The organism is Sphaerisporangium sp. TRM90804, assembly GCF_029846175.1.
In the GTDB taxonomy this organism is placed as follows: Bacteria; Actinomycetota; Actinomycetes; order Streptosporangiales; family Streptosporangiaceae; genus Sphaerisporangium.
Map to the genome: position 1 here is coordinate 125733 of NZ_JARWAC010000027.1, position 15401 is coordinate 141133.

At 72.9% G+C, this 15401-nt stretch carries 9 protein-coding genes; all 9 read left to right on the top strand.

The window, feature by feature from the left end:
* Positions 1-9 precede the first annotated feature (9 nt).
* The 9 genes from PYR91_RS30230 to ettA all read left to right on the top strand — a co-directional run bounded on the left by PYR91_RS30230 (position 10) and on the right by ettA (position 15358).
* Positions 10-1098: a GNAT family N-acetyltransferase gene (locus PYR91_RS30230; RefSeq protein ID WP_279785315.1), complete on the top strand. Its 1089-nt coding sequence runs from the start codon at positions 10-12 to the stop codon at positions 1096-1098.
* Between the two features lie 190 nt (positions 1099-1288).
* Positions 1289-2830: a sirohydrochlorin chelatase gene (locus PYR91_RS30235; RefSeq protein WP_279785317.1), complete on the top strand. Its 1542-nt coding sequence runs from the start codon at positions 1289-1291 to the stop codon at positions 2828-2830.
* 1 nt (position 2831) lies between these two features.
* A complete protein-coding gene (locus PYR91_RS30240; RefSeq protein WP_279785319.1) occupies positions 2832-4112 on the top strand; it encodes a nicotinate-nucleotide--dimethylbenzimidazole phosphoribosyltransferase in 1281 nt (426 codons plus the stop codon).
* A 983-nt stretch (positions 4113-5095) separates the two neighbouring features.
* The gene (speB, locus tag PYR91_RS30245) at positions 5096-6130 is read left to right on the top strand and encodes an agmatinase (RefSeq protein WP_279785321.1); all 1035 of its coding nucleotides are present in this window, start codon (positions 5096-5098) and stop codon (positions 6128-6130) included.
* 190 nt (positions 6131-6320) lie between these two features.
* Positions 6321-7556: a uroporphyrinogen-III C-methyltransferase gene (gene cobA, locus PYR91_RS30250; RefSeq protein WP_279785323.1), complete on the top strand. Its 1236-nt coding sequence runs from the start codon at positions 6321-6323 to the stop codon at positions 7554-7556.
* Entirely contained in the window at positions 7553-10279 is a 2727-nt protein-coding gene (locus PYR91_RS30255; RefSeq protein WP_279785325.1) for a GTPase, read from the top strand. The genes cobA and PYR91_RS30255 overlap by 4 nt, the downstream gene beginning before the upstream one ends.
* Positions 10276-11925: a GTP-binding protein gene (locus PYR91_RS30260; RefSeq protein ID WP_279785327.1), complete on the top strand. Its 1650-nt coding sequence runs from the start codon at positions 10276-10278 to the stop codon at positions 11923-11925. The genes PYR91_RS30255 and PYR91_RS30260 overlap by 4 nt, the downstream gene beginning before the upstream one ends.
* A 498-nt stretch (positions 11926-12423) precedes the next feature.
* On the top strand, positions 12424-13683 hold the full coding sequence (locus PYR91_RS30265; protein WP_279785328.1) for a GGDEF domain-containing protein: 1260 nt from the start codon (positions 12424-12426) through the stop codon (positions 13681-13683).
* A 10-nt stretch (positions 13684-13693) separates the two neighbouring features.
* Positions 13694-15358 carry an energy-dependent translational throttle protein EttA gene (gene ettA / locus PYR91_RS30270; RefSeq protein WP_279785329.1) on the top strand — a complete coding sequence of 555 codons (1665 nt, stop codon included), beginning with the start codon at positions 13694-13696 and terminating at the stop codon, positions 15356-15358.
* Positions 15359-15401 lie beyond the last annotated feature (43 nt).

A 15401-nucleotide genomic window follows, 5' to 3' on the forward strand; every position in this document is an offset into this window, starting at 1 on the left:
GAGCAGCACTTGACGATCAACACGAAGCGCCTGGTCCTGCGGCCTTTCGAGCCGGGTGACACCGACCGGGTGCGCGCGATCGTCGAGTCCCGGGCGGCGTTCCTCCCGCCCGGAGCGCCCGGCCACCTGGCCGGTGTGTCCCAGTGGCTCACCTACGGCGTCCACGAGCTGTGGCGCTCGGGCCAGGGCATCCACCTCGCCATGGTCGCCGACGGGATGATCGTCGGTGCCGTGAGCCTGTTCCGCACCGTCTGGGGCTCGGGCACCACCGAGATCGGGTACGGCGTCCACCCGGCGCACCGGGGCAGGGGCTACGCCCCCGAGGCCGTCGCCGGGCTCACCGAGTGGGCGCTCACCCACGGCGGCCTGCGCCGCGTCGAGCTGCGCGCCAACCTCGACAACCCGGCGTCGCTCCGGGTCGCCGAGAAGTGCGGCTTCACCCGCGAGGGCGTGCTGCGCGGCGGCGGCTACGAGGACGACGGCCCGCGCGACCTGGTCATCTTCGGGCTGCTGTCCCAAGACCTGTCCATGGGGCCGCCCACGGTGAACGGCAGGGGGTTCGGCACCGGCGTCCGCATGCAGAGCGAACACCTCGTCATGCGCCCCTTCACCGGCACGGACGCCGGCGACGTCTTCGCCGCCGTCGACCGCGACCCGGAGATCAACCGCTGGATGCCCTGGGCCGAGGGGTACGACCTCCAGCGCGCGTACGACTGGTGCACCCGGTACGCGCACACCGACGCGCTGAACGGCGTGCAGTTCGCCATCGAACCCCGCGCGGGCGGACGGCTCGTCGGGTCGGTCGGCGTCCAGCGCGCCGACTGGGAGCGCGGCGACGCCGAGGTCGGCTACTGGATCTCCCCGTGGGCCCGCCGCCGCGGCTACGCGTGCGAGGCGACGCGGGCGGTCAGCACGTACCTGATGATGCGCGGCTTCCACCGCGTCACCCTGCTCGCGGCCGTCGGCAACCTGGCCAGCCAGGGTGTCGCGCGCAAGGCGGGCTTCGTGGAGGAGGGGGTGCTGCGGCGGGCGCTGCCGGTGTCCGGCGGCATCTCGGACGCGGTGCTGTTCAGCCTCCTCAAGGACGAGGTTCTCTGAGCCCTCAAGGACGAGGTTCTCTGAGCCGCACCGGTTTCGGGGAACCGGTGGACGGGGTGGGCGAGTTGACGGTGAATGAACCGTGTCGTCTTTCTCCAAGGGAGGGCAAAGCCATGTCCATGGGTTGACAGATTCGGATATCCTCGCGGCTCGACCAACGTAACTGCAGGTCAACGTATCGGAGATCCACATGAAGCCGCCGCTCGTACTCATAGGGCACGGCGCCCACGACGACACAGGAGCCGCTGAGTTCGGCCGTTTCGTCCACCGCCTGCGGTGCCGGCTCGACCAGGTTGTGGCTGATGTGTCCGGTGGGTTCGTGGCCAGAGGACGCCCGTCGCTGAGCGACTCCGTCGCGTCGCTGGTCACCCGTGGCCATCACCGCCTCGTGACCATCCCGCTCACCCTGTTCGAGAGCGACGAGGTGCCGGCCGCCGTCATGAGCGCGCGGGCCACCCACCCGAGCTTGACCTGCGACAGCGGCCCCTGTCTCGGCGCCGCGCCCCGCGTGCTGGCGCTCATGGCCGAACGCCTGGCCGACGCGCTCGCCGAGATGCCGCGCCTGGCCGCCGTCACCCACGCCGACGAGTCCGGCGAGGCGCCGTGGGAGCCGGTGACGCCGGCCGAGACCGCCGTGGTGCTGGTCGGCCACGGCTCCGCCGACGCCGCCGCCAACGCCGAGGTGCACCGCGTGTCGCGCCTGTTCTGGGAGCGGCACGCCCCCGAGTTGCTGACCGTCGAGACCGCCTACGTCGCAGACGCCCCGCCCAGCGTCGCCCAGGGCATCGAGCGTTGCCGCCGCCTGGGCGCCAGGCGCGTCGTCGTCCTTCCCTACCTGCTGTTCGCCGGCGGCGTGCTGGAGCGCATCTGGGCCGAGGCCCTCGCCTACGCCGCCGGGCACACCACCCTGGACGTGCGCTGCGCCGAGGTCATCGGCGACTGCGAGGGCCTGGCCGACCTCATCATCGAGCGCTACGAGGAGATCCTCGCCGCCGCCGAGCCACCCATGCCCGACCACGTCCCCGACGACCCCCGCCTGCTTCCGGACGACGACGAGCCCCGCCTGCCGTCCGACCCCGAGGAGGAGCTCCTCGCCCCGTCCACCCCCTGGGCCGCCCTCAAGGCCCCGCCCCGGCAGGGCACCCCGCACCGCGACCGCCGCCTCCCGGCCGAGAGGCAGACACCGCGACCGGCCGCCTCGTGGGACACCGCCGAGGCGACGCAGGAAGGCACCCCCGACGACGACCCCCTCCCCCTGGACGAGAGCGTGCTCCTGCGAGCGGCCGGTCCACGGGGCGTTGCCGACGTCTCGGCGCGAGAGGGCGTGCCCGACGGCGACGCTCTCCCGCTGGAGGAGAGCGTGCTCCTGCGAGCGGCCGGTCCACGGGGCGTTGCCGACGTCTCGGCGCGAGAGGGCGTACCCGACGGCGACGCTCTCCCGCTGGAGGAGAGCGTGCTCCTTCGAGTGGCCGCTCCGTGGGACGCCGCCGAGGCTGCGGCCGGGGAAGGCGTGCCCGACGGCGGCGCTCTCCCGCAGGCCGGGAAGGAACCGCTGCGAGCGGTCGACGCGTGGGACGCCGCCGAGGCTCCGGTCCTCACGCTTCCCGGAGGTCAGGCCCTCGACCCGCCGGTACGCGACGGCGCCGCAAGCGGCAAGGGCAGGCGCCCCGGGGAGCCGGCGGTGCGCCGGCTGTCGCGCGAGGAGGCAGCCATGGCCGAGGGGCTGGTGTGACATGGGCACCCCCACGCTGAACCAGACGATCGCGGCCATCGTGCCGGTCGACCACGAGGCGATGGCCCAGGCCCGCGCCCACAACGACCGCCTCACCAAGCCGCGCGGCTCCCTCGGGGCGATGGAGGACGTCGCCACCCGGCTCGCCGGCATCGCCGGCGTCAGCCCGCCGCCGCTGCCCTCGCCCGCCGCGCTCGCCGTCTTCGCGGCCGACCACGGCGTGCACGCGCGGGGGGTCAGCCCCTGGCCGCAGGAGGTGACCGCCCAGATGGTGGCGAACATGGTCACGGGCGGTGCCGTGGCCAACGCGTTCGCCAACCAGGTCGGCGCGTCGGTCACCGTGGTCGACGTCGGCGTGGCCGCCGACCTGTCCCCGGCGCCCGGCCTGGTCATCCGCAAGGTCGCCCACGGCACGGCCGACCTGTCCGCCGGGCCCGCCATGACCGTCGCCCAGGCGGTCGCGGCGCTGGAGGTGGGCATCGCCGTGGCGCGCGAGCTGGTGGAGGCGGGCGCCGCCTGCCTGATCACCGGTGACATGGGCATCGCCAACACCACGGCCTCCGCCGCGCTCGTCTGCGCCTTCACCGGCACCGACGCCGCCGGAGCCACCGGCCGCGGCACCGGCATCGACGCCGCGACCCTGGAACACAAGATCGACGTCGTCCGCCGCGCGCTGGAGGCCAACGGCCTCAGCCGCACCCGCTCCATCCCCCCGCCCCCCGTGTGGGGCGCGGGCCGATCGCCCGAGTCCGCACCGGCCCCCGGCGGCACGGCGCGAAGCTGGGGCGCCGGCCGGTCGCCGGACGCCGTACCGGGCGTCGGGGACGCGGCGCGAAGCTTGGGTGACGGCCGGTCGCCGGACGCGGCGCCGGGCGCCGGGGACGCGACGCGGAACGGGGCGGCCGATCCGCTGACCGTGCTCGCGGCCGTCGGCGGCCTGGAGCACGCGGCCATCGCCGGGTTCATCCTGGGCGCCGCCGAGGCCCGCGTCCCGGTCATCCTCGACGGTGTGATCGCCGGGTCGGCCGCGCTCGCCGCCGTCGCCCTGGCGCCGGCCGTCGTCGACTACTGCGTGGCCGGCCACCGCTCGGCCGAGCCCGGCCACACGGTGGCCCTGCGCCACCTGGGCCTCCGCCCCCTGGTCGACCTGGAGCTGCGGCTCGGCGAGGGCAGCGGCGCCCTGCTGGCGTACCCCCTGGTCGGCGCGGCCGTACGAGTCCTGCACGAGGTCGCCACCTTCGACTCCGCCGGCGTTACCGGCAAGGACGGCCAGGCGACCTGAGACGCTTCCCCCCCTTGGCCGGTGCGGCCAACGGCGGCCGTCCACCGAAACGGCGCCTTCGGCGCAGCCTTTCAAAGGTGGCTCTCACCGCGACGCCACCCCCAATCGCGACACCACCCCCAATCGCGACACCACCCCCAATCGCGCCACCACCCCCGATCGCGCCAGCACCCCCCACGGCGCCAGCACCCCCAATCGCGCCAGCACCCCCAATCGCGCCAGCACCCCCAATCGCGCCAGCACCCCCAATCGCGCCAGCACCCCCCATCGCGCGAGCACCCCCATCGCGCCGGCACCACCCTCGGACGCGGCAGGCGACTCATCACCGAGATCATGCAAGTCCGCCCGGCGGTGCGTGAGGGGAGCCGAACGGTGTCTAGCTGATACGGCAGCTCGCAACCGTCGTACGGCCCTCCACCCGTCATTGCGTGAAGCCCCCCACCGGCTCACCCCACCGGCTCACCCCACCGGCCCACCCCACCCGCGCGTTGCCGTCGGCCCACCCCACCCGCGCGTTGCCGTCGGCTCGTCACTGGCACGGCAACCAACCAAGGCGCCGTGACGGCGAGTACTGGTATGGCGAAATCGGCGCCGCCGTACGGTGCTCAGCCCGCCGACCCAACCGAGGATCCGCCGCTCAAGCACGACGGTGGGTGATGGTCGGGTGATGGTCGCCCTTGGGGAGGCTGCGCCGAAGGCGCCATTTCAGGGGCGGCGGCCGGTTCGTCACAACCGGTGGCGAGTGGCGGGTGGGGCGCCGTAGGCGGCGCCGGGTTCGCCGTGCCGGTGCTCGTCTCGTCGGCGCCGTGGTGGGCGGAATGAGGTCGGCGGTCAGGGGTCGCCGTCGTTGATGCCGTCGTCGGTGGCTCCCGCTCAGGTCTCATCCCAGCCAGTACGGGTCTCGGCCTGTTGCCGGTACGGCGCTGACTTTGGTGGGGTTGTGTGGATTCATGGGGACCGGTGGGGGCGAGCATGATGGGGGCATGAGCCGTTACGGCCCCATGTTCGGGCCCGACATCACGTTTCTCGGCGTCGAGCGGTGCGATCTGGCCGCGCCTGAGAGCTTCGCGGGGGCGGACGTCGTCATCCTCGGCGCGCCGTTCGACGGCGGCACCAGCAACCGTCCCGGGGCGCGTTTCGGGCCGATGGCCCTGCGGCAGGCCTGTTACCTGCCGCACGACGGTTCGCGGCCGAGCCTGGCCCTGCGGGTCGATCCGCTGCGCGACCTGAGGGTCCTGGATGCCGGGGACGTCGAGTGCTACTCCGGCGACATCGAGACCTCGATCGCCGCCATCGAGGAGGCCGTTCACACGATCTCCGCCTCCGGGGCGATGCCGCTGGTCCTCGGCGGCGACCACACCATCGCGCTGCCGGACGCCCGGGGCGTCGCCCGTCACCACGGGTTCGGCCGAACATCCATGATCCACTTCGACGCCCACGCGGACACCGGGGACATCGAGTTCGGCCACCTGTACGGGCACGGCCAGCCGATGCGGCGGCTCATCGAGTCCGGCGCCATCAGGGGGGACCGGTTCCTGCAGATCGGGCTGCGCGGCTACTGGCCGGGCCCGGACACCCTGCGCTGGATGGCCCGGCAGAACATGCGCTCGTACGAGATGACCGAGATCGTGGAGCGCGGGCTCGGCGACTGCCTCACCGAGGCGTTCACGATCGCCACCGACGGGTGCGACGGCGTCTTCCTGTCGGTGGACATCGACGTGTGCGACCCCGGCCACGCCCCCGGCACCGGCACCCCCGAGCCCGGCGGGCTGTCGGCCCGCGAGCTGCTCGACTCGGTGCGGCGCATCTGCTACGAGCTGCCGGTCGTCGGCATGGAGGTCGTCGAGGTGGCCCCGCCCTACGACCACGCCGACATCACCGCCTTCCTCGGCAACCGGGTGATCCTGGAGGCGCTGTCCGCCCTCGCGCGCCGCAGGCGGGACGCCGCGGGCGGCGAGCCCTGGGACCCGCGCCGCCCCCTGCTGGACGGCCGCGCGGACGAGCCGGACGGCGCCTGAACCGAGGACGAACCACCGAAAGCGGCCGTGCGGTGGCCAGGCCGGGCCGAGGGGGGAAGGGTGCCGTCCCCATGGCGAGCTGGGGTGATGGCGGGAGGATGGGTGAGCTGTGTCCCGCGCGGCGAGGGACCGGTAGGTTTACCCCACGGACCACCGGTCATGTCGAATTCCCGGAAAGGGAACACCGTCCATGTCGTCGCCCTACTTGCTCGGCCTCCGTCTCAAGGGCCGGCGTGTGCTCGTCGTCGGCGGCGGGCGCGTGGCGCAGCGCAGGGTGCCCGCTCTCCTTGAGGCGGGAGCCTCGGTCGTCCTCGTCTCCCCGAGCGTGACGCCCGCCCTCGACGACCTCATCGCCGACGGCCAGTTCACCTGGGAGCGGCGGCCCTACCAGGTGGGAGACTGCGACGGCGCCTGGCTGGTCCAGGCCTGCACCAGCCAGCGCGCGGTCAACGCCGCCGTGGCCGCCGAGGCGGACGCCAAGCGCATCTGGTGCGTGCGCGCCGACGACCGCGACGCCTCGGCCGCGTGGACTCCGGCCAGCGGCCGCGTCGACGAGGTCAGCGTGGCCGTGACCGCCGGCGGAGACCCGCGCCGCGCGGCCGGCATCAGGGACGCCGTGGTCAACGCCCTGCGCGACGGCACCGTCGACGCCCGGCGCAACCGCACCAAGCCGGTCGGCGTCGCCCTGGTCGGCGGCGGCCCCGGCGACGCCGGGCTCATCACCGTGCGCGGGCGCCAGCTCCTTTCCCAGGCCGACGTCGTCATCGCCGACCGCCTGGCGCCGCGTGCCCTGCTCGACGAGCTCGCGCCCGACGTCGAGCTGATCGACGCCGCCAAGATCCCTTACGGCCGCTTCCTCGCCCAGGAGAAGATCAACGAGCTGCTCATCGAGCACGCGCGGCAGGGGAAGTTCGTGGTCCGCCTGAAAGGCGGCGACTCGTTCGTGTTCGGCCGGGGCGGCGAGGAGATGCTCGCCTGCGCCCACGCCGGCATCCCCGTCACCGTGGTGCCCGGTGTCACCAGCGCGATCGCCGTGCCCGCCGCCGCGGGCGTCCCCGTCACCCACCGCGGGGTGAGCCAGGAGTTCCACGTGATCTCCGTTCACGTCCCGCCGGACGATCCGAAATCAACTGTTGACTGGGCGGGACTGGCGAGATCACCGGGAACCCTGGTACTTCTGATGGCTGTCGAACGTATAGCCATGATCGCTGACGCACTGCAACGATACGGACGTTCGCCGGAAACCCCCGTGATGGTGGTACAGGACGGTACTCTTCCGACCCAGCGAGCTTTGTACGCCAACCTCTCCACGGTTGCGGAGCGCGTGACCGCCGCTGGGACGCGGCCCCCGGCGATCGTGGTCGTCGGTGACGTCGTCAGGGTCGGCCAGGAGATCGAGATGGTACGAGCGGAGCGGGTTCCGTGAAGTCGACGGCGAGCAAGGCGGGTCGCGCGGACGAGCACGCAGGTCAGCCGGATGACAAGGTGATCGAGGTCAAGGACTCTGAGGGCCGGAACGCTCCCGAGGCTCCCGAGGAGCAGACGGCGACGTTCTCGGCCGTCCCGTCCGGCGACGCCGATCCGGGTTCCGCCGAGGACGGCGCGACGCCGGGCGCCGAGGCGTCCGCCGAAGATGGCGTGAAGCCGGGCGAGGAGACGTCCGCCGAGCAGGACGCGAACGCGGCGACGGGATCCGGCCCGTTGGCGGCTCCCGTCATGACCACCGCCGAGCCTGAGGCGGACAGCCCCGAGACCCCTGCCCGCGCGAAGGACGCCGTCGTCACCGACCCGGAGGCCCAGGTCCCGTCCCCGGATCCGGCGGTCGTGTCCCCGGGGCCGGAGGCCGCGTCACCCGGAGCCGAGGTCACCGCCCCGGAAGCCCCGATCGCGCCCCCCGAGTCGGCAACGGCGCGCTCGGAAGCCTCGGCGACCGGCCCGGAGGACCCGTCTCCGGAACCCGAGGTCCACGGCCCGCGAGCCGCCCTCACGGGGCCGGAGGACGCCGCCGCGGGCCCGGTGAGCACGGTCACGGCCCCGGAGCCGGCCTCGCTGTTCGAGCCGAAGGTCCACCAGCCGTCGACCAACGAGCTGACGACCGACCAGGCCATGGACGAGCAGGCCACGGACGACGGGACCACGGACGACCAGGCCACGGACGACCAGACCACGGACGACCAGGCCACGGACCCCCAGGCCACGGACGAGCAGACCACGGACGATCAGACCACGGACGATCAGACCACGGCGGGCCAGGCCAGGGACGAAGATGGCGCGGCGGACCCGGCAACGGGCGACGGCTCCACGAACGACGGCTCCGCGGATGGCCCCACGGCTCCCGAGGCCGGGCCCGGTGAGGCCGGGCCGGCGGGGGACGGCGACGGGGCCTCCCCGGCCGGGGAGGGCGAGGGCAGCCTGTTCCGCGCGGTGCGGCCGGTGCGGCCGGCCGAGCCGGTGCGGGAAGTGCCGTTGCCCAAGCCCGTCTCACGCGCCCTGACCGCCGCCCTCACCGGGCTGAAGCACAGCGTCACCGGCCTCAGGCTGGGCCTTGACGTGCCCGGCGTCGAGGAGGCGCGCAAGGCGCAGGTCGAGATCCTCGCCCAGCTCGACGACTACGTCATCCCCCGCGTGCACATGAGCACCGCCCCGGCGCTCGTCGTCATCGCCGGCTCCACCGGCGCGGGCAAGTCCACGCTGGTCAACACCCTCGCCGCCGCCAAGGTCAGCGCCACGGGCGTGCGCCGTCCCACCACGGGAACGCCCGTCCTGGCCTGCCACCCCGACGACCGCGAGTGGTTCGCCAAGAGCGACGTGCTGGGCGGCATGGTGCGCGTCGCCAGGCCGGGCCCCGACAGCTCGCTGGACACGCTGGTGCTGGCCGCCAGCGAGCGGCTCCCCCCGGGCCTGGCGCTGCTGGACACCCCCGACATCGACTCGGTGGTCGAGAGCCACCACGAGATCGCGCACCGCATGCTCGACGCCGCCGACCTGTGGGTCTTCGTCACCACCGCGACCCGCTACGCCGACGCGCCCGCCTGGAACCTGTTACGCCTGGCGAAGGAGCGCGGCGCGCGCCTGGCCATCGTCCTGTCGCGCGTCCCGGTACGCTCGCGCGAGGTGGTCGAGAAGCACTTCGCCCGCATGCTCCAGGAGTACGGCCTCGGCGAGGTCGAGCGGTTCGTCGTCAACGAGTCCAAGGTCACCGGCGGCCGTCTGCCCGACGAGGACGTCGCCGAGCTGCGCATGTGGCTGACCGAGCTGTCGGTGGACGACCAGCGCCGCGCGCAGGCCATCCAGGCGACGCTCGACGGCGTGCTCAACAGCTTCCGCAGCCGCCTGCCCGCGCTCGCCAGGCATCTGGAGGCGCAGGTCGCGTTCCGCGCCGAGCTGCGCACCGACGTCGACGCCGCCTACATGGGGGCGCTGGCCGAGATCGACCGGGCCACCAGCGACGGCTCCATCCTGCGCGGCGAGGTGCTCGCCCGCTGGCAGGACTTCGCCGGCTCCGGCGACATGATGCGCACCCTGCACCTGCGCCGCCCCGGCCGCGCGGCGTCCAAGACCGGCCAGCAGGCGCCCGCCCGGTTGCGCGCGTTCAAGGCCGCGCTGCGCGCCGGTCTCGAATCGGTGATCATCTCCGCGGGTCAGCGCGCGGCGGAGGAGGCCGTCGCGCGGTGGCGGCAGCGCGCGGGCGTGGGCGACGGCCTGGCCGCCGCTCCCGGCCTGGGCCGCTCCTCCGAGGAGCTGCCTCGCCGTGCCGCCCGCACCGTCGCCGCCTGGCAGGAGCACGTCGTGGCGCTCATCCGCTCCGGCGGCGTGGCCAAGCGCTCGGTCGCCAAGGTCGTCGCGTTCGACGAGGAGGCGCTGGCGCTGGTCTTCATGGTCGGGCTGCTGGGCTACGGCAACTCCGACATCGCGGCCTCCTCGGGCACCGGGACGCTTCCCGAGCGCCTGTTGCGGGGAGTTCTCGGCGCCGAGTCGCTGCGCGCCATCGGCACTCGTGCCCGCACCGACCTGCGGGCCCGCGTCAGCGTGCTCTTCGACGAGGAGACGCTGAGATACGTGCAGGTGCTCGACGAGGCCGGCATTCCCGACGAGGCCGCGTCCAAGCGGCTCTACCAGGCGACGTACAACCTAGAGGTCTCCCGATGACTGTCAGCGGCGCGCGTGCCGGAGCGGTGGACACACGAAGCGATCTGGGTGTCCGGCTCACCGCCCTCGCCCGCGTCGTGGAGCTCGGCCCCGGACGGGTCGACCCCGCGCTGATCACCGACGCGAGCCGGCTGCTCATGCGGGCCGGCGACCGCCTCAAGCTCTCCGGCGACCACACGGTGGTCGCCCTGGCGGGCGGCACCGGCAGCGGCAAGTCCTCGCTGTTCAACCGCATCTCGGGGCTGGAACTGTCGCCGACCGGTGTCCGCCGGCCGACGACCGCCCGCACCCACGCCTGCGTGTGGGGCCTGGACGGCGCCGGGCCGCTGCTCGACTGGCTGCAGGTGCAGTGGCGGCACAGGTTCGCCCGCGCCAGCGCCCTCGACCGGGGCGAGAGCCAGCTCCACGGCCTCATCCTGCTCGACCTGCCCGACCACGACTCCATCCGGGCGATCACCGACCACGAGGCCGACCGCCTGATCGAGATCGCCGACGTGATCGTCTGGGTGCTCGACCCGCAGAAGTACGCCGACGCCGCCACCCACACGCGCTACGTCGCCGAGCTGGCCGGGCACGAGGCCGTCACAGTGTTCGCGCTCAACCAGGCCGACCGGCTCGCGCCGGAGGAACTGGCCGAGTGCGTGGTCGACCTGTCCGACCTGCTCAAGCGGGAAGGCGTGCAGCAACCGCGCATCGTCCCCACCTCGGCGACCACCGGCAGGGGCGTGAACAGCCTCAAGAGCGTGCTGGCCGAGTCGGTGGTCAACCGGCGCGCGGCGGTGCACCGGCTCCAGGCCGATCTCGACCGCGTCATGGGCCGGCTCACCAAGGTCATGCCCGCGCCCGAGGCCATGAGCGTGCAGCAGTCGGTCGACCTCGCCAGGCAGGAGGGCCTGACCGACGCCCTGTGCGACGCGGTGGGCGTGCCGGCGGTCGGCGAGGCCATGGAGAACGTCTACGGGGCCCGCTCCATCGCGTGGGTGGGCTGGCCGTTCGCCAGGTGGGCCGCCCGGCTGCGGCCCGACCCGCTGAACAGCCTGCGGCTGGGCGGCCTGCGCGACGAGATCAAGGCGGTGACGGCCGCGTCGGTGAGCGCGCAGCCCGCCGAGGTCGAGAACGCCGTGCAGGCGCTCGCCGACGGCCTGACCCCCGGCATGCCCGAGGCGTGGCGGGACGGCGTGCGCGACGCCGCGCGCTCCAACCTGGCGCGCCTGCCGCAGGTCATCTCCGAGGACGTCGGGGAGGTCGCGCCGCCGCTCGACCGGGTGCCCGGGTGGTGGCGCGCGCTGAAGATCTGGCAGTACCTGCTGGTCGCGCTGTTCGTCGCCGGGCTCGCGTGGGCGGTCGCGATCGTGGTCTACGGCGTCATGGGCGTGGGGCAGGAGCCGGCCGACCTGCTGGGCGACGTCTCGGCGCTGCCGTGGCTGGGGCTGATGACGGTGAGCGTGCTGGGGGTCGGGCTGCTTTCGGCGATCGCCAGCCGCAACTTCGTGGTGCTCGGCGCGAACCGGGAGCGTGAGCGGCTGGAACGCGACATGCGCCGTCGAATCGCCGCGATCGCCAAGGAGCAGGTGGTCCAGCCGGTCGAGCAGGAGCTGCGCCGCTACAACGAGTTCTTCGCCGCGCTCACCGCCGCCCGCCGCTGACGCCTCCGGCGCAACGGCCCGCCGGCCGGGCGCCCCGGTGCCGCCGGGACGCCCGGTGTCATCTGCCGCCCGTGGGACCCCCGTCGCCGTGCCCCCCGTCACGCACCGTGGCACACCTGTTGTGGAACGGCGTCGTCTGGCGGGTGCTTCCGGCTGGGCGTGTCGTCGGCCATTGTCGGGGGCGGGGTGGTGTCATTCGGCGGTGCCTTCAGATCCAGATGATGCCTCGCACCGAAGTGCTCCTTGTCGGCAAGGGTGGACGGTCGCGCCGGGGGGCGACCCTGGGCGCCGCCGGCCGCTGAGGGCGGGCATCGGTGACGCACGGACACGGCCGCAGTGCACAACGTATCGGTTCTCGTGCTGTGGCGCACACTCTGCGACTATCGTGTTACACATCGTGAGACGTAGAGTCGGAAGTGCCACACCAATCCGGACGGATGTGACGTTGGGGGCGTAATGACAACGTCCAGGGAGATTCCCATCAAGGAGCGCAGTCAGATGCCGTCGCTGGCCGACCGCTGGCCGTTGCTCTCCCAGCCTGCCGCCCTGGTCGTCTACCTGTGCGGCACCGTGGGCCTCGCGATCGGCGCGCTCGTGCACCTCGGGGCGTCGACCCCGTTCGTCTGGTCCGAGCTGCTGACCTTCGTGGCCCTGATCGCCTGCGGCACCGTGTGCATCGAGGCCACCCGCCGCCTCGGCATGCCCGCCGGCGTCTCGCGCGACCTGCTGTCCGCGTGGTGGCTGCCGGCCGCGCTGCTGCTCCCCCCGGTGTACGCGCTGCTGGCGCCGCTGCCCCTGCAGTTCCTGCTGCAGCTGCGGGTCCGCGCCACCGTCCTGCACCGCAGGCTCTTCAGCGCGGCGGCGATCGGCCTGGCGGCCGGAGCCGCGTCGGCGGTGTTCCACGCGGTGACGCACGAACCGCTCGACCGCTCGCTGAGCACGGGCACGCTGTTCCTGTCCGTGGGCTGCGCGGTGCTGTTCACCGTGCTCAACACGGCGCTGATCGCCGTGGCCCTGCACCTGGCCGACCCCGAGAACGGCTGGCGCGAGGTCCTGTGGGACCGCGAGCGGGTCACGCTCGACGTCGTCGAGCTGTGCCTCGGCGTGCTCGTCGCGCTCGTGTGCTGCCTGAGCCCCGCCCTGCTCGTGCTCACCCTGCCGCCCGTGGTCCTGCTGCAACGCAGCCTCCTGCACGCCCAGCTCACGGCCGCCGCGCGCACCGACGCCAAGACCGGGCTGCTCAACGCCAGCGCCTGGCAGCGCGAGGCCGACACCGAGATCCTCCGCGCCCGCCGCACGGGCGACACCCTGGCCCTGCTGATCGTCGATATCGACCACTTCAAACGGGTGAACGACACCCACGGCCACCTCGTCGGCGACCAGGTGCTCGCGGGCGTGGCCACCGCTCTGCGCAGCCAGCTCCGCGACTACGACATCGTCGGCAGGTTCGGCGGCGAGGAGTTCGTGGTGCTCCTGCCGCGCGCCGACGTCACCGAGGCCCGCAGGGTGGCCGAGCGCCTGCGGTCGCGCGTCGGCAGGATGGCCATCCCCGTCGACGAGGCGCTGATCACCGTGACGGTCTCGGCGGGCGTCGCCATCATGAGCGTCCACGGCGACGACCTGATCGAACTGCTCGCCGCCGCCGACCTCGCGCTCTACCGGGCCAAGGAGCTCGGCCGCGACCGCATCTGCATGCCGGTGGCCCCGGTACCCCCGCCTCGTGCCAGGGCGGACAACTCCGAAGGCGGGATCCCCTAGTCTTAAGAGCATGCCCGAGTACATCTACACGATGCAGCGTGTGCGCAAGGCGCACGGTGACAAGGTCATCCTTGACGACGTCACCCTGCATTTCCTGCCCGGAGCCAAAATCGGTGTGCTGGGCCCCAACGGAACCGGCAAGTCCACCCTTCTGAAGATGATGGCCGGCCTGGAGCAGCCCTCCAACGGCGACGCGCGGCTCATGCCCGGCTTCAGCGTCGGCATGCTCCAGCAGGAGCCGCCGCTGAACGAGTCCAAGACCGTGCTCGGCAACGTCCAGGAGGGCGTCGCCGAGACCCTCGCCATGCGCGCGCGCTTCGAAGAGATCGCCGAGCTCATGGCCACCGACTACAGCGACGCGCTGCTCGACGAGATGGGCAAGCTGCAGGAGGCGCTCGACCACCGCAACGGGTGGGACATCGACAGCCAGCTCGAACAGGCGATGGACGCCCTCCGCTGCCCCCCGCCGGAGTCCGACGTCACCACCCTGTCCGGCGGAGAGCGCCGCCGCGTCGCGCTGTGCAAGCTGCTGCTCGAGGCGCCCGACCTCCTGCTGCTCGACGAGCCCACCAACCACCTCGACGCCGAGAGCGTCCAGTGGCTGGAGCAGCACCTCGAGAAGTACCCCGGCACCGTCCTGGCCGTCACGCACGACCGGTACTTCCTCGACAACGTCGCCACCTGGATCCTCGAGCTCGACCGCGGCCGCTGCTTCCCCTACGAGGGCAACTACTCCACCTACCTGGAGCAGAAGGCGGCCCGCCTGAAGGTCGAGGGCCAGAAGGACGCCAAGCGCAAGAAGCGCCTGGAGGACGAGCTGCAGTGGGTGCGCTCCAACGCCAAGGCGCGCCAGACCAAGAGCCGGGCCCGTCTCCAGCGCTACGAGGAGATGGCCGCCGAGGCCGACAAGTACCGCAAGCTCGACTTCGAGGAGATCCAGATCCCGCCGGGCCCGCGCCTGGGCACCACGGTGATCAAGGCCGACGAGCTGACCAAGGGGTTCGACGACCGGCTGCTCATGGAGGGGCTCACCTTCGACCTGCCGCGCAACGGCATCGTCGGCATCATCGGTCCCAACGGCGTGGGCAAGACCACGCTGTTCCGCATGATCATGAGCCAGGAGACGCCCGACGCCGGCGGCATCGTGATCGGCGACACCGTCAAGATCTCCTACGTCGACCAGGGCCGCGGCAACATCGACCCCAAGAAGAACGTGTGGGAAGTCGTGTCCGACGGCCTCGACCACATCAAGGTGGGTCACGTCGAGATGCCGTCCCGCGCCTACATCGCGGCCTTCGGCTTCAAGGGCCCCGACCAGCAGAAGCCCGCGGGCATCCTGTCGGGCGGCGAGCGCAACCGGCTGAACCTCGCGCTCACCCTCAAGCAGGGCGGCAACGTGCTGCTGCTCGACGAGCCCACCAACGACCTCGACACCGAGACCCTGTCCAGCCTGGAGAACGCGCTGCTCGAGTTCCCCGGGTGCGCGGTGATCACGTCGCACGACCGGTGGTTCCTCGACCGCACGGCGACGCACATCCTCGCGTGGGAGGGCAGCTCCAACTGGTTCTGGTTCGAGGGCAACTTCGCCGACTACGAGAAGAACAAGATCGAACGGCTGGGTCCCGACGCGGCACGCCCCCACAGCGTGACCTACCGCAAGCTCACCCGCGACTGAGCACCGCCTCCCGGGGCTGAGCACGGCGCCCGCCGTGCTCAGC

Excerpts from the sequence above, each read along its gene's own strand:
- PYR91_RS30235 (WP_279785317.1), top strand. The coding sequence starts at position 1,289 with ATGAAGCCGCCGCTCGTACTCATAGGGCACGGCGCCCACGACGACACA.
- PYR91_RS30240 (WP_279785319.1), top strand. The coding sequence starts at position 2,832 with ATGGGCACCCCCACGCTGAACCAGACGATCGCGGCCATCGTGCCGGTC.
- speB (WP_279785321.1), top strand. The coding sequence starts at position 5,096 with ATGAGCCGTTACGGCCCCATGTTCGGGCCCGACATCACGTTTCTCGGC.
- cobA (WP_279785323.1), top strand. The coding sequence starts at position 6,321 with ATGTCGTCGCCCTACTTGCTCGGCCTCCGTCTCAAGGGCCGGCGTGTG.
- PYR91_RS30260 (WP_279785327.1), top strand. The coding sequence starts at position 10,276 with ATGACTGTCAGCGGCGCGCGTGCCGGAGCGGTGGACACACGAAGCGAT.
- PYR91_RS30265 (WP_279785328.1), top strand. The coding sequence starts at position 12,424 with ATGCCGTCGCTGGCCGACCGCTGGCCGTTGCTCTCCCAGCCTGCCGCC.
- ettA (WP_279785329.1), top strand. The coding sequence starts at position 13,694 with ATGCCCGAGTACATCTACACGATGCAGCGTGTGCGCAAGGCGCACGGT.